This window comes from Rhodococcus sp. 114MFTsu3.1 (assembly GCF_000383555.1).
GTDB lineage: Bacteria > Actinomycetota > Actinomycetes > Mycobacteriales > Mycobacteriaceae > Rhodococcoides > Rhodococcoides fascians_E.
In genome coordinates this window covers 262,502-286,816 of record NZ_KB911544.1, presented here as the reverse complement: position 1 = coordinate 286,816, position 24,315 = coordinate 262,502, and the positions used below count along the sequence as shown (strand labels likewise).

Annotated in this window: 27 protein-coding genes; 13 read left to right on the top strand and 14 right to left on the bottom strand. The window is 65.7% G+C overall.

Going from position 1 to position 24,315, the window contains the following annotated elements; translation table 11 throughout:
• Positions 1–69: 69 nt before the first annotated feature.
• Positions 70–264, bottom strand: coding sequence for a DUF7455 domain-containing protein (locus H292_RS0101355; RefSeq protein WP_019664061.1), 195 nt, complete (start codon positions 262–264; stop codon positions 70–72).
• A gap of 249 nt (positions 265–513) precedes the next feature.
• On the opposite strand from H292_RS0101355, the gene H292_RS0101350 reads away from it, so the two are divergent.
• On the top strand, positions 514–873 hold the full coding sequence (locus H292_RS0101350) for a DUF952 domain-containing protein (protein WP_019664060.1): 360 nt from the start codon (positions 514–516) through the stop codon (positions 871–873).
• Between the two features lie 30 nt (positions 874–903).
• On the opposite strand, the gene H292_RS0101345 is transcribed toward H292_RS0101350, so the two are convergent.
• The 4 genes from H292_RS0101345 to ppgK all read right to left on the bottom strand — a co-directional run bounded on the left by H292_RS0101345 (position 904) and on the right by ppgK (position 5,312).
• Positions 904–1,545, bottom strand: coding sequence for a response regulator (locus tag H292_RS0101345; protein ID WP_020110187.1), 642 nt, complete (start codon positions 1,543–1,545; stop codon positions 904–906).
• Entirely contained in the window at positions 1,542–2,810 is a 1,269-nt protein-coding gene (locus H292_RS0101340; protein WP_020110186.1) for a sensor histidine kinase, read from the bottom strand. The genes H292_RS0101345 and H292_RS0101340 overlap by 4 nt, the downstream gene beginning before the upstream one ends.
• A 123-nt stretch (positions 2,811–2,933) precedes the next feature.
• Positions 2,934–4,349, bottom strand: a complete 1,416-nt coding sequence (locus H292_RS0101335) for an RNA polymerase sigma factor (RefSeq protein WP_019664057.1) — start codon at positions 4,347–4,349, stop codon at positions 2,934–2,936.
• 123 nt (positions 4,350–4,472) lie between these two features.
• The gene (gene ppgK, locus H292_RS0101330; RefSeq protein ID WP_020110185.1) at positions 4,473–5,312 is read right to left on the bottom strand and encodes a polyphosphate--glucose phosphotransferase; all 840 of its coding nucleotides are present in this window, start codon (positions 5,310–5,312) and stop codon (positions 4,473–4,475) included.
• 234 nt (positions 5,313–5,546) lie between these two features.
• Here ppgK and H292_RS0101320 point away from each other — a divergent pair, with 234 nt between their 5' ends.
• Entirely contained in the window at positions 5,547–6,443 is an 897-nt protein-coding gene (locus tag H292_RS0101320) for an inositol monophosphatase family protein (RefSeq protein ID WP_020110184.1), read from the top strand.
• A 77-nt stretch (positions 6,444–6,520) separates the two neighbouring features.
• Here the strand turns inward: H292_RS0101320 and cei are convergent, their stop codons facing one another.
• Positions 6,521–7,201 carry an envelope integrity protein Cei gene (gene cei / locus H292_RS0101315; protein ID WP_027498543.1) on the bottom strand — a complete coding sequence of 227 codons (681 nt, stop codon included), beginning with the start codon at positions 7,199–7,201 and terminating at the stop codon, positions 6,521–6,523.
• A gap of 540 nt (positions 7,202–7,741) precedes the next feature.
• Between cei and H292_RS0101305 the strand changes: the two genes are divergently transcribed.
• On the top strand, positions 7,742–8,044 hold the full coding sequence (locus tag H292_RS0101305) for a DUF4193 domain-containing protein (RefSeq protein ID WP_019664051.1): 303 nt from the start codon (positions 7,742–7,744) through the stop codon (positions 8,042–8,044).
• 93 nt (positions 8,045–8,137) lie between these two features.
• Here H292_RS0101305 and H292_RS0101300 read toward each other — a convergent pair whose 3' ends face one another.
• Entirely contained in the window at positions 8,138–8,608 is a 471-nt protein-coding gene (locus tag H292_RS0101300) for a DUF3093 domain-containing protein (protein WP_019664050.1), read from the bottom strand.
• A 226-nt stretch (positions 8,609–8,834) separates the two neighbouring features.
• Between H292_RS0101300 and dut the strand changes: the two genes are divergently transcribed.
• Both dut and H292_RS0101290 read left to right on the top strand, forming a co-directional pair.
• Positions 8,835–9,347 (top strand): dUTP diphosphatase, encoded by a 513-nt coding sequence (gene dut, locus H292_RS0101295; protein ID WP_027498542.1) that lies wholly within the window; start codon positions 8,835–8,837, stop codon positions 9,345–9,347.
• 2 nt (positions 9,348–9,349) lie between these two features.
• Complete coding sequence (locus H292_RS0101290) at positions 9,350–10,204, top strand: DUF3710 domain-containing protein (protein WP_020110180.1); 855 nt, start codon at positions 9,350–9,352, stop codon at positions 10,202–10,204.
• A gap of 21 nt (positions 10,205–10,225) precedes the next feature.
• On the opposite strand, the gene H292_RS0101285 is transcribed toward H292_RS0101290, so the two are convergent.
• Positions 10,226–10,927 (bottom strand): alpha/beta hydrolase, encoded by a 702-nt coding sequence (locus H292_RS0101285; protein WP_027498541.1) that lies wholly within the window; start codon positions 10,925–10,927, stop codon positions 10,226–10,228.
• A gap of 175 nt (positions 10,928–11,102) precedes the next feature.
• Here H292_RS0101285 and H292_RS0101280 point away from each other — a divergent pair, with 175 nt between their 5' ends.
• Positions 11,103–11,480 (top strand): OB-fold nucleic acid binding domain-containing protein, encoded by a 378-nt coding sequence (locus H292_RS0101280; RefSeq protein WP_019664046.1) that lies wholly within the window; start codon positions 11,103–11,105, stop codon positions 11,478–11,480.
• Positions 11,481–11,583: 103 nt separating this feature from the next.
• A complete protein-coding gene (locus H292_RS0101275) occupies positions 11,584–12,180 on the top strand; it encodes a DUF3159 domain-containing protein (RefSeq protein ID WP_230595733.1) in 597 nt (198 codons plus the stop codon).
• A gap of 18 nt (positions 12,181–12,198) precedes the next feature.
• Here the strand turns inward: H292_RS0101275 and H292_RS0101270 are convergent, their stop codons facing one another.
• Positions 12,199–12,867: a potassium channel family protein gene (locus tag H292_RS0101270; protein WP_019664044.1), complete on the bottom strand. Its 669-nt coding sequence runs from the start codon at positions 12,865–12,867 to the stop codon at positions 12,199–12,201.
• A 49-nt stretch (positions 12,868–12,916) separates the two neighbouring features.
• Positions 12,917–13,582: a potassium channel family protein gene (locus H292_RS0101265; RefSeq protein WP_027498540.1), complete on the bottom strand. Its 666-nt coding sequence runs from the start codon at positions 13,580–13,582 to the stop codon at positions 12,917–12,919.
• A 192-nt stretch (positions 13,583–13,774) separates the two neighbouring features.
• Here H292_RS0101265 and H292_RS0101260 point away from each other — a divergent pair, with 192 nt between their 5' ends.
• The 3 genes from H292_RS0101260 (at position 13,775) to H292_RS0101250 (ending at position 18,112) form a co-directional block, all read left to right on the top strand.
• Positions 13,775–15,778, top strand: coding sequence for an APC family permease (locus tag H292_RS0101260; RefSeq protein WP_019664042.1), 2,004 nt, complete (start codon positions 13,775–13,777; stop codon positions 15,776–15,778).
• Complete coding sequence (locus H292_RS0101255) at positions 15,775–17,055, top strand: class I SAM-dependent RNA methyltransferase (RefSeq protein ID WP_020110176.1); 1,281 nt, start codon at positions 15,775–15,777, stop codon at positions 17,053–17,055. Before H292_RS0101260 ends, H292_RS0101255 begins: the two co-directional genes overlap by 4 nt.
• Positions 17,056–17,122: 67 nt before the next feature.
• Positions 17,123–18,112, top strand: coding sequence for an iron-siderophore ABC transporter substrate-binding protein (locus H292_RS0101250; protein ID WP_020110175.1), 990 nt, complete (start codon positions 17,123–17,125; stop codon positions 18,110–18,112).
• Between the two features lie 16 nt (positions 18,113–18,128).
• Here the strand turns inward: H292_RS0101250 and H292_RS28300 are convergent, their stop codons facing one another.
• A complete protein-coding gene (locus tag H292_RS28300) occupies positions 18,129–18,281 on the bottom strand; it encodes a hypothetical protein (RefSeq protein ID WP_019664039.1) in 153 nt (50 codons plus the stop codon).
• A 26-nt stretch (positions 18,282–18,307) separates the two neighbouring features.
• Here H292_RS28300 and H292_RS0101240 point away from each other — a divergent pair, with 26 nt between their 5' ends.
• On the top strand, positions 18,308–18,832 hold the full coding sequence (locus tag H292_RS0101240) for a CGNR zinc finger domain-containing protein (RefSeq protein WP_027498539.1): 525 nt from the start codon (positions 18,308–18,310) through the stop codon (positions 18,830–18,832).
• An 8-nt stretch (positions 18,833–18,840) separates the two neighbouring features.
• Here H292_RS0101240 and H292_RS0101235 read toward each other — a convergent pair whose 3' ends face one another.
• Both H292_RS0101235 and H292_RS0101230 read right to left on the bottom strand, forming a co-directional pair.
• Positions 18,841–19,677 (bottom strand): ABC transporter permease, encoded by an 837-nt coding sequence (locus tag H292_RS0101235; protein ID WP_019664037.1) that lies wholly within the window; start codon positions 19,675–19,677, stop codon positions 18,841–18,843.
• Positions 19,674–20,666, bottom strand: a complete 993-nt coding sequence (locus tag H292_RS0101230; protein ID WP_170945344.1) for an ATP-binding cassette domain-containing protein — start codon at positions 20,664–20,666, stop codon at positions 19,674–19,676. The genes H292_RS0101235 and H292_RS0101230 overlap by 4 nt, the downstream gene beginning before the upstream one ends.
• Positions 20,667–20,791: 125 nt before the next feature.
• On the opposite strand from H292_RS0101230, the gene H292_RS0101225 reads away from it, so the two are divergent.
• Positions 20,792–21,532 (top strand): sigma-70 family RNA polymerase sigma factor, encoded by a 741-nt coding sequence (locus tag H292_RS0101225; protein ID WP_019664035.1) that lies wholly within the window; start codon positions 20,792–20,794, stop codon positions 21,530–21,532.
• A complete protein-coding gene (locus H292_RS0101220) occupies positions 21,529–22,320 on the top strand; it encodes an anti-sigma factor (protein ID WP_019664034.1) in 792 nt (263 codons plus the stop codon). The genes H292_RS0101225 and H292_RS0101220 overlap by 4 nt, the downstream gene beginning before the upstream one ends.
• 33 nt (positions 22,321–22,353) lie before the next feature.
• Here the strand turns inward: H292_RS0101220 and glsA are convergent, their stop codons facing one another.
• Complete coding sequence (glsA, locus tag H292_RS0101215) at positions 22,354–24,180, bottom strand: glutaminase A (RefSeq protein WP_020110173.1); 1,827 nt, start codon at positions 24,178–24,180, stop codon at positions 22,354–22,356.
• Between the last annotated feature and the right edge of the window lie 135 nt (positions 24,181–24,315).

The following is a 24,315-nucleotide window of genomic DNA, read 5'->3' as shown; positions in this document are numbered from 1 at the left end:
AGAACGGGTGGCCGCTGATGCGGCCACCCGTTCTCGGTGTCGATGTTGTTGTCGGCAGGTTTACCGGCCCTACACCGTGGAGCCCGATTCGGTCATCACCGTTGCGTTCACTTCACGCAGACGGTCTTCGTGCTCCTTGGCGTGGTGACCGCAGAAGAGAAGCTCTCCTCCGGTCGCGAGCACAACACGTGCGCGAGCCCCTGCACCGCACCGGTCGCACCGGTCGGCAGCTGTCAACTGTGGGCTGGTCAATGTTCCGGGCATGACTCCTCCGTACTGGCGTTCGGTGTCACCCGATTGCCTGGGGCCGGTCCGCCGCGTCGGTATGGCGCGGTCCGTACACTCTTTCAGACGATTGGCAGTCACGTGTTGTTCCCGCGCGCGTTTCTTTGTGTTGTCACTAACACGAAACACGAGGAAACCTGCTGGCCGTGCGTGTGCAGCCTCGGACTGTTCGCTCACAGCTGATTTCGGTACCCCGCAGAACGGCCGCGCCTGGAACAATCGTCGATCGTGAGTGACACCTCGGAAACCTTGCTGCACATCTGCACTCTGGCGGACTGGCTGTCGGTTCGAGAGTCGCCGGGGATCGAGCCGGAGTCGCTGTCGGCCGTCGGTTTCGTGCACCTGTCGACGCCCGCACAGGTGCACTTGCCGGCGAACCGACTGTTCGCCGGCCGAGACGATCTGATTCTGCTCGTTCTCGATCCGGCACGACTGGGGTCACCGGTGCGCTGGGAGCCGGGCGTCCCGGGTGACCCGGACGCCATGGTCTTTCCTCACCTGTACGGGCCGCTGCCCACGTCGGCCGTGACCTCCGTCGTCGAATACCTGCCGGGCGACGACGGCACCTTCACACCGCCGCACCTGTAGATCTACCGGACCAGGGAATCACTGCGCCGTTCACCGTGGCCGTGACCGGGCGAGGATTGCAGCCTGCACGCGCGAGGTGACTCCCAGCTTGGTGAGCACTCTCGACACGTGCGTCTTGACCGTGGTCTCCCCGATGAAGAGCTCACGGGCGATCGCCGCATTGGACATGCCGTCGCCGAGGCACCGCAGCACATCGTGTTCGCGCTCGGTCAGCTCGGTCAACCCAGGAGGTCCGACCTTCGGAACATCGCGGCCGCCCGCTGCGAACGCGTCGATCACCGTCCGAGTGACTTCGGGCGCCAGCACACCGTCGCCGGCGTGAACGGCAGCGATGGCGTCGAGCAACGCGTCGGCGGACACCGATTTCAGAACGAAGCCCGACGCGCCCGCCTCCAGAGCACGGAACACGTAGTCGTCGATGTCGAACGTCGTGAGGACGAGAACACGGGCTAGATCGTTTCCGACGACGGCGGCGGTTGCCTCGATCCCGTCGATGCCCGGCATTCGAATATCCATCAGCACGACATCCGGCGTGTGCGCCCGCGCCTGGTCGATGGCGTCCTGTCCGTCGACTGCTTCGCCGACCACCGTGTATCCGGGCGCGGAGCCCACGATCATCGCCAGGCCCGAGCGAATTGCGGCATGGTCGTCGGCTATCAGTACTCGGATCACGGTGTCGACACCCCGGGCGTGGTCGACAGGGGCAGGACGGCTTCGACGACCCACCTACCGCCGTTCGAGCCGGCACGGAGATCACCGCCGAGAAGTTCGGCCCGCTGTGTCATGTTGGTCAGCCCCGCTCCAGTGTGTCCGGTCGTGTGCGTCGATGCTTCGGCCGTGGACGGTAGCGCGTTGACGACTTCGATTCGGAGTCTGCCGTGGTCGCACCGGAGGTCGAGCTCGGCCGGTTGGCCCGGCGAATGAACCACCGCGTTCGTCAACGCTTCCTGCACGATTCGAAACGCGGCGTGATCGACCGCCGCCGGAACGGACAGTGATGATGGTGCGCCCGGTGCGAAGTCACCGCTGACGGTGACCTCGGTACCACTGGCACCTGCGGAGGCGACGAGCCTCCCCAACTCGGCAATCCGTCCGGGGGAGCGGGTCTCGTCCACGCCTTCACCCCCGTTTCGCAGCAGTCCGATCATCGCTCGCATCTCGGTCAACGCATCGGTGCTGTTGGACCGGATGGACGACACGACGTCCGCAACACTGTGGTCCGCGACACCGTGGCTAGAGCCGGTGGAGACCACGGGCGAGTCGGCACAGCCTCGAGCTGCGACGACGCGCAGGGCTGCCTCGGACTGGATCGCGATAGCCGACAGATGCCCCGCGACGACGTCGTGCAGATCACGGGCCATCCGCGAGCGTTCCGCGTCGATCGCCGCGCGCCTGTCCAACTCCGCGATGACGGTCATGGCCTCGGCTCGCTCGCGTTCACTGTGCGCGATCTCCTTGTGCTGGCGGATGTTCAACGCCCACCCGAGCGGCGTGCCGAGGAACACCGCAGCGCCGCCCAGGGCGATGACGACCTCACGCCAGTCCGTCGTGAGGACGAGAACGACGGTGCACACCACCACGGTCAGAAGCACGGACAAGCGGACGATCCACACCGCCTGGCGTCTGCTGCCGTAGAGCGCGACGCAGTACACGAGGTCGGTCATGATCAGCCAGATCGGCAGCGACGCTCCCACGAGCAGATCCAGCGTGAACGGAAGCGTGGCCGTGCCGAGCGCGAGAACGGGTGCACGCCCCCTCCAGAGCGTGCACACACACAGCAAGGCGAGGATGCCGACCCTGACCCACAGCGGTGGAGGGTTCTCGACCGGAAGGAAGCTGAAGATGTTCGCCCAATACAGGACGATACCCACCGACAGGTACGCCGCCACGACGAGCACGTCTTTGCTCGTCGCCGATAGTTCCGACCAGCGAAGCATCACACCATCACAGCACACTCACCGCGCATCCACGTCCGACGAAGGGATGACCTTCGGTCGCCGGAACAAAGACGAAGCCGCCGTTCCCGAACGGGGAACGGCGGCTTCGTGGAAGGCGAACTGTCAGTCGAGGTAGTCGCGGAGAACCTGCGACCGCGACGGATGACGAAGCTTCGACATCGTCTTCGACTCGATCTGCCGGATACGTTCACGAGTGACGCCGTAGACCTGACCGATTTCGTCGAGCGTGCGGGGCTGTCCGTCCGTCAGGCCGAAACGAAGCCGAACGACACCGGCCTCGCGCTCGGACAGGGTCTCGAGGACGGACTGCAGCTGGTCCTGAAGAAGGGTGAACGACACCGCGTCGACGGCCACAACGGCCTCGGAGTCCTCGATGAAATCACCGAGTTGGCTGTCACCCTCGTCGCCGATCGTCTGATCGAGCGAAATGGGTTCACGCGCGTACTGCTGGATCTCCAGCACCTTCTCCGGCGTGATGTCCATTTCCTTGGCGAGCTCCTCGGGAGTGGGCTCGCGGCCCAGGTCCTGAAGCAGCTCACGCTGGATACGGCCGAGCTTGTTGATGACTTCCACCATGTGCACCGGAATACGGATGGTGCGTGCCTGGTCGGCCATGGCGCGCGTGATGGCCTGACGGATCCACCACGTCGCGTAGGTGGAGAACTTGTAGCCCTTGGTGTAGTCGAACTTCTCGACGGCACGGATCAAGCCCAGGTTTCCCTCCTGGATCAGATCCAGGAACGCCATTCCCCGACCGGTGTAGCGCTTCGCGAGCGATACCACGAGGCGAAGGTTGGCTTCGAGCAAATGGTTCTTGGCGCGGTTACCGTCCCGGCAGATCCACGTGAAATCGCGACGTGCCGCAACGGGGAGCTTCTCGCCCTTCTCGGCGAACTCGCGCATCTTCTCGGTGGCGAACAAGCCTGCCTCGATGCGTTTGGCGAGCTCGACCTCCTCCTCGGCGTTGAGGAGCGCGACCTTACCGATCTGCTTGAGGTAGGCGCGAACGGAGTCGGCCGACGCCGTCAGCTCCGCATCCTTTCGTGCCTGGCGAAGAGCCTCGGACTCCTCCTCGTCCCAGACGAAGTCGCCGGACGCCTTGTCCTCGGCGGTCGGCTCGGAGGTGGCGTCGTCGTCGGCGTCGTCTCCGGCTGCCACGACCTCGACCACATCGTTGGCGGCCGCAGCGATGTCGCCGTCGGAGATGTCGATGTCATCGATGCCGGGAGCGTCGTCGTCCCCGTCGGCGACCGGTGCTGCGTCGCCTGCCTTCTTGGCTGCGGCCTTCTTCGCCGGAGCCTTCTTGGCGGCCGCGCGCTTCGCGGGAGCCTTCTTCGCCGCAGCTTTCTTGGCCGGAGCCTTGGTTGCCGGCGCTGCCGGTGCCGCTTCTGCAGGGGCAGCGGTCGCGGAAGCGACGGCGGCCTCTCTGACGGTGCCGTTCGGTGCCTCCGCAGCAGGTGCAGGGTTCGCAGACTCTGTTGCTGAATCTACGGTCTGACGGATATCGGTGGCTGCCACGTACGCCCTTTCGTGACGGTGTCGTGCGGCGTCACGCCAGAGTGGTTTCCGGCGGAGAGGTCTTGTCGATTGTGCCGGCGTGCAGACCGGCATCAACCATTGTAACGACCCGTCGGGAGTTTGTTACCGAGCCAGTGCCGTATCGGCTGCTGTGTCGGCCGCGAGAGCTGCACCGACGATTCCCGCGGTGTTCAACAAAGTGGCCGCCACCACGGGCGTTCTGTTGGTCAGGTGCGGAATCCACTTCTCGCTCTTGCGGCTGATTCCGCCTCCGGCGATGAACAGATCCGGCCACAGCAGCGCTTCGAACGTCGCGAGAACCTTCGAGACCTCCTTGGCCCACTCCTTGTACGACAGGTCCTTGTTCTCCTTCACGGACGATGCCGCTCGGTGCTCGGCTTCCTTGCCGTCGACCTCGAGGTGACCGAACTCGGTGTTCGGCAGAAGTACCCCGTTGTGCAGAACTGCGGAGCCGATGCCCGTGCCGAACGTCAGCAGAATCACCACGCCGTTCTTGTCCTTGCCTGCGCCGTATCGGTCCTCGGCGACACCCGCGGCATCCGCGTCGTTCAGCACGACCACATTGCTGTGCCCCAACGCCGACGCGAACAGCGACTTCGCGTCGGTATCGATCCACGACTTGTCGATGTTGGCTGCGGAACGTGCAATTCCTCCGGTCACGACGGCAGGCAGCGTGACGCCCACGGGCCCGGTCCACTCGAAGTGACCGGCGATCCGGGCAACCACCTCCGCCACTGCCTCCGGCGTCGACGGTTGCGGCGTTTCGATCTTGTACCGATCGCCGACCAATTCACCGGTGACCAGATCGACGATTCCGCCCTTGATGCCACTGCCGCCGACGTCGACGCCGAAACCCTGCCGCTGCCGCGCGTCCGTCGGCGTGATGACGGATCCGGGTTGGATCACCGGATCGGTCTGTGTGTGCGGGCCTGACTGAGTCATGTGGAGTTCACTCCTGATCATCGGGGCATCTACTCGTGCACGTGCGGTGAAAAGCGTAGCCAAGCTGCGTACATCGACACTAGTGCCGCGACGGTGATTCGGCGGGTGTGACGCAGTCCGCACCGGCGACCGAGTGGTGCGATTCCCGCACACTGTGATCCGATGGAGAGCGTGCCGACTGCATCCGATGACGCCTTCCATCCGACCTCGACGTCCGCTGCGCCCACCCCTCGGGTGCCCGACTCACGCGTATCGGAGGCGGATCTGACTGCACTGTCGACGGTGGCACGTGACGTGGCTCGCGCAGCGGCGGCGCATGTTCGGACTCGGCGACCGCAGGTGTTCGGGCCGGGTGCACCCGCGGAGACGTCCGATTCCGGACACTCCGTCCACACGAAGAGCACTCCCACCGACCCGGTCACCGTCGTCGACACCGAGACGGAACAGCTTCTGCGGTCTCTGCTCGCCGAGTTGCGGCCGGACGACACCATTCTCGGCGAGGAAGGCGGTGGCCAGTCCGAATCGGTCGCTGGAGTTCGATGGGTGCTCGATCCCATCGACGGCACCGTCAACTTCCTCTACGGCCTCCCCGCATACTCGGTGTCGGTCGCCGTCCAGATCGACGGTGTGAGCGTCGTGGGGGTCGTCGTGGACGTCGCCCGTGACGTTCTCTACAGCGCATCACGGGGACACGGCGCCACGGCGGAGTACTCGGACGGCTCGGTGGAACAGCTCACGTGCAACCCCACCTCGGACGTCGCACTGGCGCTCGTCGCAACAGGTTTCGGCTACGGCGCGGCCAGGCGACGGGTGCAGGGCGCGATCATTGCGGAACTACTCCCGCGTGTCCGCGACATTCGCCGCGTCGGTTCGGCTGCACTGGATCTGTGCATGGTTGCCTCCGGCGCCGTGGATGCTCATTTCGAACACGGTCTGAGCCCATGGGACTGGGCCGCAGGATCGCTCATCGCCGAAGAGGCGGGCGCGACGGTGATCGCGCCGAGTCCGACGTCGACATCACTCGACGGCGCAGTGACCGTCGCCGTCGCACCGGGAATCGCACGAGAATTCGTGGCTGCACTCGGCGACGTGGGTGCGTTGGACGCGATCTCCGGCGCCGACGACGCCTGATCTGCGACGGACCGAGCGGCGAAAGACGCTGCGGCAGTCGAGATCCGCTCGGTCGGCGGACGCCGAGCGGATCCGGCTCAGCAGCGCGCGGTGCGCGCTGCTTCGAGCAGGCTGATGTCCAGCGGTGCAGGCGTCGAGCCCGGCGTCACGCCGGCCAGCGACTGCAGGACCGACTCGGCGTCGCCGTTGGGCTGCAGATTCTTGAAGTACGTTCCGAGCGCGAGATCGACGGTGTCGTCGGCGCGTGAATCCTGAATCAGTTCCGCGCAGGGGGCTGCGAGCCACACGGCACTGGCCGCTGCTCTACCGTTCTCGCCGAACCGAATCTGGCCCTGGCACTGCATGTTCTGATCGACGTACACGGGATCGTTGCCGACCTGTACGTCCGGTGCACTCGCGAACCCGTACTCGCTCAAGTCGGCGGCGACGGTCGCGGCCTGTCCGCGCTCGCCGTTCGCGTTGAACACTCGGACCTTGGTGGCGGACAGGGCTGCGGGCTCGGTGTCCAGAAGCGTCTCGCGATCGATTCGCTCGCCCAGTGCCACCGGGACTGTTCCGTCGTCGGCAGGGGCCGTCGACGGTTCGTTGCACTCGACGGTGGTCGCGACGGTCTCACCGGAGGTGAACACGCGGATCCACGTGAACACGCCGAGTAGTGCCAGTACGGCGAGCACCGCGACGATCGGCAGTGCTCGGCGTCGCCGGAAGGGCCGCCCACGATCGTCGAACGATGAGCCCTCGGTGATCAGTGAAACCACGGTGTCGATGCGCCTTTCGTTCGCGAGGATCGAACGCGCGGGCACACGAGGGTTCGGACCCGTGCTTGCGCGCGCCAGCCCACTGTAGTGCTCACCCGAGGAAATGGTCCCTCGCAGGCATGGAATGCCCGGCGTGTCCGAGGTGTTCAAGGGGTTTGTCAGGTGATTGTGGAGGAAGACGGTGAGGCGGTTTCGTCGATGTCGTTCGCTTCGGCTATTGTCTGGCGGCCCCGGTGCTGAGAAATCCGAGCAGTCACCGTGGTGGACGGCAGCGCTGTGTCGATGTCTCGATCGTGTTTCAACCTGGGACGTTCGGGCATTACCCGGGTAGTTTCTCGGGCACCTTGCATCGAGGTCGTCCGTTGTAGAGCAGTACCAGCGGTGTTCGGCCTGCATGTCCGGGCGAGCAGCACCCACAAATGAAGAGAACAGCCGCAGAGAATCAGACACGGTGGAGGCGGCTCGGGAGCAGGCCGAAGGCAACGATCGGCACGTGTCCACCCGCACAACACGCACGAGGACGAGGGGTAACAGAAGACAATGGCAACCGACTACGACGCACCGAGAAGAACAGAATCCGACGATGTGTCGGAGGATTCGCTCGAGGAGCTGAAGGCACGCCGCAACGAGGCGCAGTCCGCGGTGGTCGACGTGGACGAGTCGGACACGGCGGAGTCGTTCGAACTCCCGGGTGCCGACCTGTCCGGCGAAGAGCTGTCGGTCCGGGTGGTTCCGAAGCAGGCCGACGAGTTCACCTGTTCGAGCTGCTTCCTGGTCCACCACCGGAGCAGGCTTGCGAGCGACGCCAACGGCGTTCTCGTCTGCCGTGACTGCGCAGCGTGATTTCGGACGACAGGAATCGAACGACCTAGCTGAACCACGCCGACCGACGAGGTCACATAAATCAGGTGGTGCAGACGATGCGGCCGAGAGCGCTCAGGCGTGATCTCCGGGGGTGGGCCGCGTCAGAGCCGATACCAGCGCGTCGGGGCGTGAGGTACTGACCAACCAATAAGGTGTGGGATCGTCCGGATCATCGAGAACGACGAGAACCATCTGTTTGACCCAAGTGCGGTGTTGAACGAAGGCGAGAGGATCCAACTGCCTTCCCAGTGCCGCACTTTTTGCTGTCGCGGGCACGACAGCCGCGCGTGCGATCACGTCCAGCGGTAGGTGTGCCTTTCCGACGCGGAGCTCGCCGTCTCCTGCTGCGTCCCTCTCGACCTCGACCCGCATGCGGCTGAGCCAGATCAGAGCCCAGATCGGAAACGGTAGGACCAGGACGTACGGGAGCCAGGCCCTGAGACCCGGGGCGCCCATGTGCACCTCGGCAGCCAGCAGGACCCCGACGGCCACGGCAACCGGCCACCACCACAGCGGCACCCACAGTTTCTCGGAGTGCACCACGCGCCGACCGTCTCCGCGGTCGGGCGAAGCGTCGGGATGCAGGTCGCGGCGTGAGTTCTGTGACACGTACTCCAGAGTAGCTGGCGCCCGTACGGCGAGCGGTCGGTGCTCCGCTCGGGAAAGTTCCGCCGGAAGACGTACGAGGCCGAGTTCGGTCCGGGGTCGGCGCGTAGTCTCAGTGCACGTGAGTGACGATTTCAGCAGTGACGGCACGTTCGGTGCCGCGATGTCGGCGGATGCGCCCCTCGGGTCGGTCCGAGTGGTCCGTCTGGACAAAGAGTTACCCCTTCCGGTTCGCGCGCACGCAGGCGATGCGGGGGTCGACCTGCACATCACCGCAGACACCTCGATCGCGCCGGGGGAGCGTGTGGTCGTCGGCACCGGTATCGCGGTCGCACTCCCGTTCGGCACAGTCGGTCTCGTTCATCCCCGTTCGGGTTTGGCTGCGCGGTCGGGGCTGTCCATCGTCAACGCGCCGGGCACCATCGATGCCGGTTATCGAGGCGAGATCAAGGTCTGCCTGGTGAACCTGGATCCGCGCGAGGCGATCGACCTGGTCCGCGGTGATCGCATCGCCCAGTTGTTGGTGCAGCGCGTCGAACTCGTCACCTTCGCCGAGGTCGAGTCTCTCGACGAGACCAGTAGAGGTGACGGAGGCTACGGGTCGAGTGGTGGTCATTCCAGTCTGACGACCTCCGCGCCGACGGCAGACACATCGAGTCGAGAGGGAGTGAGCTGATCATGTTCGGACGTCGCAAGAAGGACGCAGACGCGGCGGGTGCCCCCAACGAGAACACCCGGGCCGACGACGCAGCGAGCGGCGCGGGCGGTCGAGATGCCGACGAGGCACTCGATCCACAGGATCGTGCCGCCGATCAGGGTCCGTTCGACCTCGAGGAACTCGACGAGGACCGCGAGACCCTTGCGGCGACTCGGTTGGACCTCGGTTCGGTTCTGCTGCCACTTCCGGCCGGCGGTCAACTTCAGGTGGAGATGACGCAGGCCGGTGCGCCGCAGGCCGTCCACGTGGTAACCCAGTACGGCCGCATCACCATCGCGGCGTACGCCGCCCCCAAGTCGCCGGGACAATGGCGCGAGGTCGCCGCGGACCTCGCAGGTTCGCTGCGAGGAGATCAGTCGGTGGTCTCCGTCGAGACCGGCCCCTGGGGACGGGAACTACACGGCGTCACCGCGAACGCGGACCTGCGTTTCATCGGCATCGACGGGTACCGGTGGATGGTTCGTTGCGTTCTTGCAGGCCCGTCGGGCGCTGTCGGTGCCGATTCGCCGCTCGTGGCGATCGCTCGCGACGTGCTGTCGCAGACGGTCGTCGACCGAGGCAGCGATCCCCATCCGGTTCGCACACCCCTCCCGGTAGTTCTCCCTCAGGCTCTGCTGGCGCAGTTGGCGGCCGCTCAACAGCAACAACAGGCCGCCGCACAGCAAGCAGGGACACAGCAAGCAGGGGCACAGCAAGCAGGGGCACAGCAAGCAGGGGGCCGAGTGGCGCCGCAGGCCGAGCCGCCGAACCCTGTCGGACCCACGGAAGGTCCCCGGCGTGGTACCTCCGGATCGGCGATGCAGCAGTTGGGTTGACGGAACGGTCGGTGGAGCGGCTCACACGCCGAGGGCCGACAGCCCCTCCACCGCCCGTCGACCGAGAACGGACGGATCCGCACCGATCTCGGTCAGCGTGACCGTCGCCAGCGACGATCGGGCGATGGCGCCGTGCCAGGCGATCGCCACGTCGTGTGGATGAACTGGATCGTCGACGGCCGCCACGATGGACGTTCTGATCGTCGATCGGGCGAGTTCGGACAGGTCCGGCGCCGTGTAGACAGCCGCTTCGTCGAGCGCCGACGGCAGATCCGGCCACTGCGAGGTCCACGACCGGCGCAGTGTCGAAGCGAGCCACGCGGGAGACGTGGCCGCCATGGCGTCGATGACAGCGCCGAGTCCGTCGTTCCGCAGCGCTGTCGCGGTGTACACCGCGCTGAGGGCGGCGGGCGCACCCTGCGCCGAACCGAGCCACGGAGGTAGCGCCGCCAGGATCCCGAAGACGTGCTCGGGATTGCGCAGAGCCCACGACGCCGCCACCGCAGCACCGATCGACACACCGCCGACGATGATGCGGCCGTACTGCAGGGCGGCCTCGTCGAGAGCGGCTTCGTACGACTCGACGACCCGGGTCGGGTCCGGTTCGATGGCGGTGCTGCGCGTCCCGGCGAGGGCGAGCGCGTCTGCGAACGCCTCGGCAGCGAATGCTGCGTCGGAACCGGTGCCGGGCAGGACGACGGCGTGCGCGGGCCAGGTATCCATGAATCGGAATTGTCCACGTCCGTCCGACATTGTCGACTCCCGAGGGGGCCGCGCGAGTCGTGAGCCCGAACGCAGCGCCGCGCGCTTGGACTTAATCGGCGCGCCGGGGTTACAGTGGCCAGGAGCCACGCCGCATGACGTGGCACAACTTCGTAGATGCTTTCAGGAGCGCACCATGGCACCCGCTGCCGCAGGGTATTTCCGCAAACTCACCCGGAAATTGACCGAGGACGTCGACAGCCTCGACGCACAGGAGATGGCGGAGTCGTCGGAAGCGTCCGGCGCTCAGCGCGCGTGTGATTGTTCCCGCGGTGACGAAGTCACCATGCTCGGACGTCTGCGCAGTGTGGAGGCCTGCTCCAAGGCCGCGAACGCCAACATCGAGGCGGAGTTCTTCGACGGAACCGACCCGGTGACGCTCGTATGGATCGGTCGTCGGAAGATCCCGGGCATCGAGCCGGGCAAGACCGTGCTGATCCGCGGCAGGGTAGGGGTTCGCGACGGCCGAAAGATCGTCTACAACCCGTACTACGAACTGCGCGACGACTCCTGACGCCCTTGCCGCCGTGCGCAGCGGACGGTGTGGCACCCTCGACATCGTGACCGAGAGCGACAGGCCAGAAGCCGAGGAACGCAAGCAGACCATCCTGGAACAGATGGGTGGGCTCAGTGGCCTGGTGGCGTCGACGCTGCCCGTCATCGCCTTCGTCCCGGCCAACAGCTTCTTCGATCTGACGGTGGCCATCTGGACCGCGCTGGGCGTTGCGCTCGCCGTCATGGTGTGGCGACTGGCCACCAAGGCGCCGGTTCAACCCGCGATCTCCGGATTCTTCGGGGTCGGTATCTGCGCGTTCATCGCGTACCGAACCGGAGATGCCAAGGGCTACTTCCTGTTCGGCATCTACACTTCACTTGCCTACGCCGGTGCATTCGTGCTGTCGATGATCGTCCGGTGGCCGCTCGTCGGCGTCGTCTGGGGGTATCTGAACGGCAAGGGCACCGCGTGGCGTCGCAGCAGTCGCGCCGTGGTCTCCTACGACATCGCGACGTTCGCCTGGGCGGTGGTGTTCGGCGCGCGGTACCTCGTGCAGTCGCAGCTCTACGACGCCGACCAGACGGGGTGGCTCGCAGCCGCCCGTATCGGCATGGGCTGGCCGCTGACAGGCGTCGCGCTGTTGGTGACGTTCTGGGCCGTGCGCCGGGCCGACAGGGCGCTCGACGACGAGTCCGCCGAGCACCGAGAGATCAAGTAGCTCAGCGGTAGTGGCGCGTCATCCCAACTTGGACAGGCCCACGGCGACACGCAACTCGTCCTCGACTTCCTTGGACGCGACGAACAACAATTCGTCGCCTCCCTCCAGCGGGTCGTCCTGCTGCGGAACGATGACTCGGCCTCCGCGCAGAATGGTCACCAGTGCGGCGTCGCGGGGCAGCGAGAGCTTGCGCACCGGCTTACCGGCGAGCGCCGTGTTCTCCGGAAGCGTGACCTCCACCAGGTTCGCCTGACCTTTTCGGAACGTCATCAGGTGAACAAGATCGCCCACCGACACCGCTTCCTCGACCAGCGACGCCAGCATTCGCGGGGTGGACACCGCGACGTCCACGCCCCACGATGCGTCGAACAGCCATTCGTTACGAGGATCGTTGACCCGCGCGACAACACGGTTGACGCCGAACTCCGTCTTCGCCAGCAGGCTCAGGACGAGGTTTGCCTTGTCGTCGCCCGTGGCCGCGATGACGACGTCGTACTGCTCGAGACGTGAGGCCTCGAGCAGCGCCAGTTCGCAGGCGTCGGCGAGAACCCATTCCGCCTCGGGAATCGCGTCGCGGTCGAGGTGATCGAGTTTGCGTTCGAGGAGCATGACGCTGTGCTCACCGCGAATGAGTTCGCGAGCAATGGATCTGCCGACAGCTCCGGCGCCGGCGATGGCAACTCTCATGGTGTCCTCAGTATCGGTGTCGTGTCGAGGGCGAATGTGGGGTGAGGCGTCAGTCGTCGGACGGTGGGGGATTGGACGCGAGCGCAATGGCTTCGGCGACCGTTCCGGACACCGCGGCCACGTAGATCTCGTCGTCGGACTGGATGACGGTCTTCTTGTCCGGTAGCAGTCCGGTGCCGAACCGAATGATGAACGCAGCCCGCGACCTCGTCGACTCCTCGAGGACGGATACTTTTCTCCCGATCCACCCCTCGTGGAAATCGAGCAGCACGACGGCGACGTTGCCCGACGGGTCACGCCATTTCGTCGTCGGATCGTCCCGCAGGAGGTTGTGCAGGAAACGGTCGGTCGCCCACGGGACGGTGGCCACCGTCGGAATCCCGAGCCGCTCGTACACCGCGGCGCGTTTGGCGTCGTAGATCCGTGCGACGACCCGCTCGACACCGAATGTCTCACGGGCCACGCGCGCGGAGATGATGTTCGAGTTGTCGCCGGACGACACTGCGGCGAACGCCTCGGCCCTCTCGATGCCTGCCTTCGTCAGAACGTCGCGGTCGAAGCCCATTCCGATGACTCGATGGCCGTCGAACGCGGGATCGAGTCTGAGAAACGCCGTCTCGTCACGGTCGATGACGGCCACCTCGTGGCCGATTCTCTGCAGAGCACCGGCCAGCGACGCGCCCACCCGCCCGCATCCCATCACCACTACGTACACAGATCCAACTCCATTCGGATTCTTCTTCTCGGCGCTCGCTCTGCACCAACGTAACGGTCGGGGACGCACGGATCGAGCGTCGGGATGCATCGGCCGTCGCCGAGTTGGACAAATCGGGTTGCGTGTCGAGCAATTCGGCGAGTTCGGGTGCACCGATGTCGTGATTCGATTCGGACGGCTTACGCTTTCACGGTGTCCAAGCTCTCGACCGCCGCGAAGCGGCTCGTGCTCGGTAGACCGTTCCGAAGCGACAAGCTCGGTCACACCTTGCTCCCCAAGAGGATCGCGCTGCCGGTGTTCGCCTCCGACGCCATGTCGTCGGTGGCGTACGCACCGGAGGAGATCTTCCTCGTGCTGTCGGTCGCCGGCATCTCCGCGTACGCCTTCACTCCGTGGATCGGGCTCGCGGTGTGCGTCGTCATGGCCGTCGTCGTCGCGAGCTACCGACAGAACGTGCATGCCTATCCGTCGGGCGGTGGCGACTACGAGGTCGCGACGGTCAATCTCGGGCCGACCGCCGGACTCACGGTGGGAAGCGCGCTGCTCGTCGACTACGTGCTGACCGTCGCGGTATCGGTGTCGGCGGCAGCGTCGAACATCGGCTCGGCCATCCCGTTCGTGGCCCAGCACAAAGTACTGTTCGCGGTTCTGGCGATCGTGCTGATCACGTCGATCAATCTGCGCGGCATCCGCGAGTCCGGAGCCGCGTTCGCTGTGCCGGTCTACGCGTTCATGATCGGAATGTTCGTGATGCTCGGATGGGGCCTGTTCCGCGTCTACGTGCTCGGGGACGAACTGCACGCCGAATCCTCGGGCTTCGAGCTGAAAGCCGAGGATTCCCACCTCTACGGCATCGCGTTCGCGTTTCTGATCGCCCGAGCCTTCTCGTCGGGTTGCGCGGCGCTCACCGGAGTCGAAGCGATCAGCAACGGTGTGCCTGCCTTCCGCAAGCCGAAGTCACGCAATGCGGCGACGACGTTGCTCATGCTCGGCGGGATCGGCATAGCGCTGTTGATGGGAATCATCCTTCTGGCCGAGAAGATCGGCATCAAGTACGCGCTCGAGCCGAGCGAACAGCTCGTCGGAGCGCCGGACGGCTACCAGCAGAAGACCCTGATCGCACAGCTCGCCGAAGCGGTCTTCCACGGGTTCCCGATCGGGTTCTTCTTCATCACGGTCGTGACCGCACTCATTCTCGTTCTGGCCGCCAACACCGCGTTCAACGGATTTCCGGTGCTCGGTTCGGTTCTCGCCCAGGATCGGTATCTTCCGCGCCAGTTCCACACCCGGGGTGACCGGCTGGCGTTCAGCAACGGAATTCTCTTCCTGTCCGCTGCCGCGATCGCGTTCGTCGTCGTGTTCGACGCCGAAGTGACCAAGCTCATCCAGCTCTACATCGTGGGTGTCTTCGTGTCCTTCACCCTGAGCCAGACCGGCATGATCCGGCACTGGACGCGGTTGCTGCGTGTGGAACAGGATCCCGAACAGCGTCGCCGGATGTTCCGTTCGCGCATCGTCAACAGTGTCGGCCTCGGGCTCACCGCCACGGTCCTCGTCATCGTGCTCATCACCAAGTTCGCGGCCGGAGCGTGGATCGCCATCGTCGCCATGTTCGCGGCGTTCGGACTGATGAGCCTGATCCGCAAGCACTACGACACGGTCGCCCGTGAACTCGAGGACGAGGAATGGGACGGTGTGCTGCCCAGCCGCACGCATTCGATCGTGCTGGTGTCCAAGCTGCACATGCCGACCCTTCGTGCGTTGGCGTACGCCCGCGCGACCCGCCCGGACACCCTGGAAGCGATCACCGTCAACGTCGACGAGCCGGACACCCGTCAACTGGTCAAGGAGTGGGAGGCCAGCGATGTCACCGTGCCACTCAAGGTGGTCGAATCCCCGTACCGGGAAATCACCAAGCCGGTCCTCGACTACGTCAAACGCGTACGACGCGACTCGCCGCGCGACGTGGTGACGGTGTTCATACCCGAATACGTCGTCGGTCACTGGTGGGAGCAAATTCTGCACAACCAGAGTGCACTGCGCCTCAAGAGCCGGCTGCTGTTCCAACCGGGAGTGATGGTGACGAGCGTGCCCTGGCAGCTGCAGTCGTCGGCGAAAGCGAAGCGCGAGAGCATCGAGAACGCGCCCGGCGCGTCGCGCCGCGGATACGAACCCCCGAGCGGACACGGCCGATGACCGACAGCTGGTTCGGCTCGACTGTCGAGGTCACTCTCGGTGCACCCGGGCACGGAGGATTCTGTGTGGCCAGGCACGACGGACGCGTGATGTTCGTCCGACACGGCCTGCCCGGGGAGATCGTGCGGGCGAAGGTCACCGAGGATCGGGGTGGGTCCTACTGCCGCGCCGACGCCGTCGAGATACTTGCCCCGTCGGCCGATCGCATCACTCCGCTGTGTCCCATCTCCGGTCCCGGCGGCTCGGGATGCTGCGACTGCTCCCACATCGACCAGTCCGCGTCGCGGGCCATGAAATCGGCCGTGGTGGAGGAACAACTGCGTCGGATCGGCGGTATCGACCGTGCAGTGACCGTCGAGGAACTGCCGTACACCGGCGACGGCACCGGCTGGCGGAGTCGTGTCCGACTGGCCGTCGACGCGGGCGGCCGCCCCGGCTTCCATCGATACCGCAGCGCCACCGTCGTCCCTGCCCTGAGCTGTCCGCAGGTCGTCGCAGGCGCATTCGACGGTCTCACCGACTCGACATGGCGTCCGGGCTCGGAGCTCGTGGTTGCCGTCGGCAGCTCGGGAGAGCGGCACGTCGTCGAGATATCACCTGCATCCGTGTCGCGCACGGGTCGACGATCCCCCGGCCGACGTGGCGCATCTGCCCGGCGGGCTGCATCATCGGCCCCACGTCCGGAGCGGGCCGTGGTCGGTAGCGGACGAGTACACGAATCTGTGTCCGGTCGTGACTGGGAACTGGACGCAACCGGATTCTGGCAGGCGCACCGAGGCGCCGCGCAGGTCTACTCCGACGTGGTGACCGAGTGGGCCGACGCCAGGCCCGGTGAGGTCGCGTGGGATCTGTACGGGGGAGTCGGAGTCTTCGCGTCGAGCCTGGCGACAGGAGTCGGCGCCACCGGCCAGGTCGTCAGTGTCGAGTTCTCGCGTAAGGCCTCGGCGGACGGAGCCCGTGCGCTCGCCGATCTCGAGCAGGTGCGATTCGTGCCCGGACGAGTCGAACGCACCGTCCGTGCGCTTCCCGCGCCGAACGTCGTCGTGCTCGACCCACCTCGATCGGGAGCGGGCAAAGAGGTCGTGGCAGCAGTCGCGGCATCGGCACCCGGCCGCGTGGTGCACATCGGCTGCGACCCTGCATCCTTCGCCCGCGATGCCCGGCTGTTCGTCGACGCCGGATATCGACTCGAACAGGTGCGTGCGTTCGACGCATTTCCTCTCAGCCATCACGTGGAGTGCATCGGCTTGCTCGTGCGAGAAGGTGGCACACCGTAGAGGTCGTGGGCTCGGTAGATTGAGCCGCGTGAAAAAGCGCCTCTCTCGTTTCCGTTGTGCCCGTACCGTGTCGATCATCGCCGCCGCGGCCGTTGTGGGTCTTGCCGTGTCCTGCTCGTCGACAGCAGACGACGCGGCGACCACCCCTGCGGCAGCGGGCGCTGACGAGGCGTTTCCGGTGTCGATCGACACCAAGTTCGGTGACGTCACCGTGCCCGAGCGTCCGCAGCGTGTCGTTGCCTTGGGATGGGCCGACGCGGAAACCGCGCTTGCACTCGGCGTGCAGCCGGTGGGCGCGAGCGATTGGCTGGCGTTCGGAGGCGACGGTGTAGGCCCGTGGGCCGACGGGCTGTACGACAGTTCCCCCGAGATCATCGGCACCCAGGAGCCGTCCTACGAGGCGGTCGCGGCTCTCGAACCGGACCTGATCCTGGACACCAAGAGCTCCGGCGATCAGGATCGGTACGACAAGTTGACCCGGATCGCGCCGACGGTGGCTCTTCCCGACGGCGCGGACAACTACCTGACCACCGTCGAGCAGCAGGTGACCATGGTGTCGGCGGCGCTGGGTGAATCGGAGAAGGGCGCCCAGCTGTTGGCCGACCTGGACGGTCGGTTCCAGACCGCAGCGGCGGAGCATCCGGAATTCCAGGGCAAGACCATCACGGTCGGAGCCTTCAGCGGAACCGGATACGGGGCGTACATCTCCGACAGCACGAGAGTCGTGTTCATGAAGAAGCTCGGTTTCGTGTCGAACCCCACGGTCGACGCGTTGACGGCGACGAGGACCGGCTCGACCGGATTCTCGGTGCCCGTATCGGACGAGGAACTGAACACGCTCGACGCCGACGTCGTGGTGATCTTCCCGGTACAGCGATCGGCCGACGACGTGACTAGTAATCCTCTCTTCCAGCAGATCCCTGCCGTTCGGGACGGACGCTCGCTGGTGTTCGACGATCCCGACGTGGCCAAGTCCTACTCGACCAATTCCATTCTGTCGGCGACGTACGCCCTCGACACTGTTGTTCCGTTGATCGCGGAGCGGGCCGAACGCTGACCGGACGGAGCTCCGGTCACCGAGCTTCGACGACGGCGACGGACGTGGCTGCGGCGGGTTTCGGGGCGCGGATGCGCTGGGAGCCGCAGGTGCACCGCTGGTAGGTGACGGTGCCTTCGCTGGTGTTGTGGCTGCTCTCGGTGGTCCAGGTGTGGGTGTGTGCGCTCATACCGTCAACTGTGCTGTAATGGTCTTGTGCATATCAACCCTTACGGAACGTATGCGGTGCAACTGGGAGTCGACCTGCTCAATTCGCCGCCGACGTCGGCGGACGAGCTCGGGCATCGGTGCATCGAGGGTGGACTCGTCCTCGACGCACCGGCAACCGATGCGGACGTCACCGCCACCGTTGCGTTTCTCCGCGAGTGGGAGGCGGTGATCGACGCCGATACCGAACAAGCACGGGCGGGCATCCTCAACGGACTGCTCGCGCAGGCGTCGGCGTACCCGCGCTTGACCAACCATGCGGGCGACGGATGGCACATGCACTACCGCGACCCGGACATCGATCTCGGGTCGGTGGTGCGGGCGTTGGTCAGCGTCGGGACGGCACTGCATCTGACCGGTCGCGGAATGAACAGGCTGGGCAGGTGCGCGGCGGAGGACTGCGTACGAGTGTTCGCCGACGTGTCGCGGACCGGCAGGCAACGGTACTGCGGCACTGTGTGTTCCAACCGAGACGCCGTACGTCGACACCGAGCTAAGACCGCCCCCGCATGACGAGCAGATCAGGTCTTGCGGTTGTACAGACGCATCGTGATCGGCCCGAACACGAGTAGGAAGCCGCCGCACATCGCGGCAGTGACCGCGAGCTTGGTGGCGTCCGGTTCCCCCGACATCAACGACCGGATGGACGTGACGAGGAAGCTCACCGGATTGACCTCGACGAACGCGCGGAGCCACCCCGGCATGGTCTGGGGGTCGACGAAGATGTTGCTGGCGAACGTCAACGGAAACAGGATGAACATCGACACGCCCATGACCGCGGCCTCGGTGCGCACGATCATCGCGATCATCGTCCACACCCAGGAGAGACAGAACGAGAAGATCAACAGCAGTGCGATCGAGGCGACGACGCCGAGGAGACCGCCGTCGGGCCGAAACCCGATCACGAGACCGAGGATCAGCACGATGACCGACGCCAGTGAGTAGCGGACGACGTCACCGAGGAGCGCGCCCACCAACGGTGACGGGCGCCAGATGGGTAGCGATCGGAACCGATCGAACACGCCCTTCTCGATGTCCTTGTTCAACGTCACGCCCGTATACATCGTGATCATCACGACGGTCTGCACCAGAATTCCCGGCAACAGGAACTGGATGTAGGCGGTGGTGGATCCGGCGAGAGCGCCTCCGAACAGATACGTGAACAGCAACGTGAACATGATCGGGAACATCGTCACGTCGAACAGTTGCTCGGGGACGTGCTTGATCTTGAGGAGCGCTCGCCACCCGAAGGACAGTGAGCTGGCGACGGCGTTCGGCCGCGGGGGTCGTGTTGCGCCGCTTCGTAGTACGTCCGCGACCGCGGCCTGCTCGGACGCGTCCTTCGACAGCGTTGTCATGATGATGTCTCTGTTCTCTCGGTGGCGTTCGTGCGGGCGGACTCGTCGTCCGCGGGGTGGCCGGTCAGCGCGAGAAACACTTCGTCGAGGCTGGGTTGGCCGATGGCGAACGAGGCCACCGCGATTCCCGCGTCCTCGAACGCGGGCAGAGCGGCAGCCACCGACGACGTCCGGTCCAGCCGAGCCGACAGCGCGACCGGATCTGCTTCCTCGGTCACCGACTCGGACAGAATCGTGCGAAGAATCGCTGCGGCCTCGGAGCGTCGAGCGGGATCCAGCACTCGCACGTGCAGCGAGCCCGCGCCGACCGACGCCTTCAGTTCGCCGGTGGTGCCTTCCGCGATGACCTTGCCGCGGTCGATGACCGCGATCCGTCCGGCCAGTTGATCGGCTTCGTCGAGGTACTGAGTGGTGAGCAGAACCGTCGTGCCGCCACCGACGAGAGCGCGGACGATGTCCCACACCTGATTGCGGCTGCGAGGGTCCAGGCCGGTCGTCGGCTCGTCGAGGAAGATCAGCTCGGGAGTGACGATGATGCTCGCAGCGATGTCGATCCGACGCCGCATACCGCCCGAGTACGTCTTCACCTGGCGAGACCCGGCGTCGGCGATCCCGAACGCGGTGAGCAGCTCGTCCGCTCGCGACCGCGCCGCCGGACGCGAGTATCCGTAGAGCCGGGCCAGCAGGATCAAATTCTCGGTACCGGTCAGATCCTCGTCCAGCGAGGCGAACTGGCCGGTCAGCGAGACTTTGCCGCGAATGGCGTCCGCCTCGGAGGCGACGTCGTGGCCGAGGACGCGCGCCGACCCGCCGTCGATCGGAAGGAGGGTCGCGAGCATTCGGATCGTGGTCGTCTTGCCTGCTCCGTTGGGGCCGAGGACACCGTATACACCTCCACTCGGAACCGACAGGTCTATTCCGTCCACCGCAGTGTTGTCGCCGAAGCGTTTGATCAGGCCCGATGTCTCGATCGCAGGCATGTGTCCCATTCCTCCAAGATTGTCCGAATCGACCTCGAAGTGCAATCGATTATCCCGCGCAGCCATCCGCGGCGCAGGGTGTACCGAATATGTTGTGCGGCGGGAAAACGCGGAGGTTTCGGTGTGAGAGCAACATGAGCACTACTCTCTTGATCAATGAACGCGATCAGAGTCGAATTCGTTGGGACATCGTCACGGTGAGCACGGACCCCACGCCGGGCTCGCAGTACCAGGGGCCACCGGATTCAGAAGACGACCCGTCGGCAGAACAAGGTGCGGCCTGTGCTGTGCCCAGTGCGCAGTTGCGCAACCTGCGAGCAGACGAGATGGAGCGGCTCCGCCGGCTGATGGCCGCGGTCGCCGGTGGTGACCAACGCGCCTTCGGCGAGTTGTACGACGCCACCAGCGCACGTGTCTACGGCATGGTGCTGCGTGTCCTTCGCGACCCGGGGTACAGCGAGGAGACGACGCAGGAGGTGTTCCTCCAGATCTGGAAGTCGGCACCCAACTACGACCCCAACCAGGGAAGCCCCCTGGCGTGGATCATGACGTTGGCGCACCGGCGCGCGGTGGACCGCGTGCGGTCCGAGCAGTCCGGGACCGACCGTGAAGCTGCGTACGGGGCGATCAGCCACACCCCGGAACACGACGAGGTGCTCGAGGCCGTCACCCAGCGACTGGAATCCGACGCCGTGGTTGCGTGCCTCGACACACTGACCGATACGCAACGCGAGTCGGTACGAATGGCTTATTACAGCGGTTGGACATACCGCGAAGTGGCGGAGCGGCTCGGGGTCGCGGTTCCGACGATCAAATCGCGAATACGGGACGGACTGATCAAGTTGAAGACATGTCTGGGGGTGACACCCTCATGAGCGAAGCAACGCGACAGCGGCTGCTCGACGCCGCCGAGGTGTACGCCCTCCATGCGGTGAGCGCCGCCGAGGAAGCCGACATCGAACGTGACCGTGCGGCGGTGGACGACACCGCCCGTGTGCAGTTCAACATCCTTGTCGGCGAGATACAGGAAACTCTTGCGCTGGTGTCCGTCCTGGATGCCGCGGAACCCCCGGCTCAGCTGAGAGATCGCGTGCTGCAAGAAATTCCGCGCATCACGCAGGACGTCGCCGAACCCGCACCCGCGACGGTGACCACTCTGCGCGGACACCGAGATCGCCGCGCCAAGCAGGAGCGGAGGGGGCGGAACGGCCCAGGGGCAAGTCGGTGGCGTACCACGATGCTCGCCGCAGCGGCAGCAGTCGTCGTGGCCGTCGGCGGCGGAGTGGTCGCCACCCAGGTACTGGGCAACGACCCGGCACCGACCCAGGCGGAACAGATCGTGGCAGCGCCGGACGCACGTGAGACCACCGCCGAGTTCCCCGGTGGCGGCACGGCGAACATCTCCTACTCCCGTGAGTCGGGTTCGCTCGTCGTCACGCTCGACGGCGTTTCCGCACCCGCGGCAGGCCAGGACTACCAGATGTGGTTCGTCGACGGCACGCCTCGGTCGGTCGGTCTGGTGACGACCGAACAGTTGGCCGACGGCGACGGCACTGTAATCGACGGCATGGGCGCGGCAACGAACTTCGCGTTCTCGCTCGAGCCCGCAGGCGGATCTCCGCAGCCGACAGAGGTTCTGACGATGGTGACACTCGACGCGTGACGCGTCGACGCCGGTCGAGTTCGATGTGGGGCCTCAGCGCCCCACATCGAACTGCCCGAGAGATTTGATCGCGGTGTTCATCTGCATGTACGCACCGGTCGCGAGGGTGGTGAGAAGCTCGAGCTTCACCGACGGTGCCGACTCGGACAACGCTTCGAAGTCTCGAACCGACATCACGGCGACCGACAACGGGGTGTCCGCCCGGAAATCGAGCAGGAACTCCGTTCGGGCCAGAAGGGGCATCTCGCCGAAACTCATCCCAGGCGACAGCGTCGAGATGCGGTGATGTCGGCCTCCCGGTGAGGTGAACGACGACGACACCTGCCCGGCCAGTACGAGAAACAACCCGGCGGCCGGTTGTCCGCTGGTCACGACGGTGTCGCCCCTTGCGTAGGTGTGCACGGTGAAGGCGGGTTCGACAGCGGCGTATTCGGCCGGGGTCAAGCCGTCGAGCACCGGGTGGTCCCGCAAGGCGATACGGTCGGGTTGGCGAGGTCCGACGCAGTACTTGTCGAGCAGAATCTCCTCGGCCCATTGAATGGCGGAACCCAGGTCGGCGAAGACGCGGCCGGATGCGCCGCCCGGATCGATGCTCGAACTGGTGCGACCCAGAACACCCGCAGGGTCGACGAGCGAGGCCCTGCAACCATGCTCGGACAGGTGACCGAGCACGCTGTCGAACATTCCGCGCGCCACGTCACTGACCTCGTCGACGCCGCGGACGTCGATGACCAACGCATCGAGCTGTTCGTCGAGGTTTCCGATCTCGCGAACCGCGGTCTCCGCCCCGGAGAACAACAGATCGCCGTGCAGCTCGTACACCCGAGCGCGGCTGCCGAACCGAGCGAGAGCGGCCTGCTCGACGTCGCTTCGTCGGCGACGCGACGGGGCCTCACCGACGGTGTACTTGCCGCGGATCGCGGACCGGGCCGCGCGCGTGACGTGCAGGAAGTGAAGTTCGAGCTTGCGTGACAGTTCTCGGCACGCCGCGACGCCGCGCACGCTGTTTCCGTGCGGGTCGAGCCGGGGGGAGTAGACCGCGATTCCCATCTGACCGGGCAGGACGGCCAGAATGCCGCCGCCCACCCCGCTCTTCGCCGGCATCCCCACTCGCGCGACCCAGTCGCCCGCACCGTCGTACATCCCGCACGTCGTCATCACACTGAGGACGCGCTCCACCAACGCCGGTGCGAGTGCACGTTCCTTCGTGCGCGGGTTTGAGCCGTTGTTCGCCATGGTGGCAGCCATCATGGCGAGGTCGACCGCGGTGACGTCGATGGAGCACTGGCGGAAGTACAGATCCACTGCGGCGTCGGGATCGTCGGTGATGATGTCGAACGAGCGCAGCATGTATCCGATCGCACGGTTCCGGTTGCCGGTGCGGGCCTCGGAGCGGTACACCGATTCGTTGAACGTCAGCGAGCGACCCGCGTACCGGGAGTAGGCCTGACGGATTCGTTCGAACCGATCCGCGGCCGACTTCCCGGCGATCAGCGACGCCGAGGTGATGGCTCCCGCATTGATCATCGGATTGCGTGGGCGTTCGGTGATCGGATCGAGACTGATCTCGTTGAACGGTTCACCCGACGGCTCGATGTCGATCTTCTGCGCGACGGCGTCCTCACCCCGGTCGGCGAGGGCCAGTCCGTAGGTGAAGGGCTTCGAGATCGACTGGATCGTGAACAGCGTCGACGTGTCGCCCACCTCGTACACGTACCCGTCGCTCGTCGCCAGGGCGATCCCGAAACCGTCGGGCGCGACCGCGGCGAGTTCGGGGATGTAATCGGCGACGCTGCCCGAGGTGTCGTCTCGGCACGCGTCGAAGACGTGTTGGAGTATTCGATCCACGACGCTCGACATGAGGCAACCCTATGCTCCGACCTCGGGGTTCGGTGTGATCATCGACGCGTGGGCGTGATGGTCGTGTTGCCCGGAGGTCACAGTATTGTCGGAGTCGGTACATGATTCTGCGGTGGTCGCGGTACGGCATCGGCG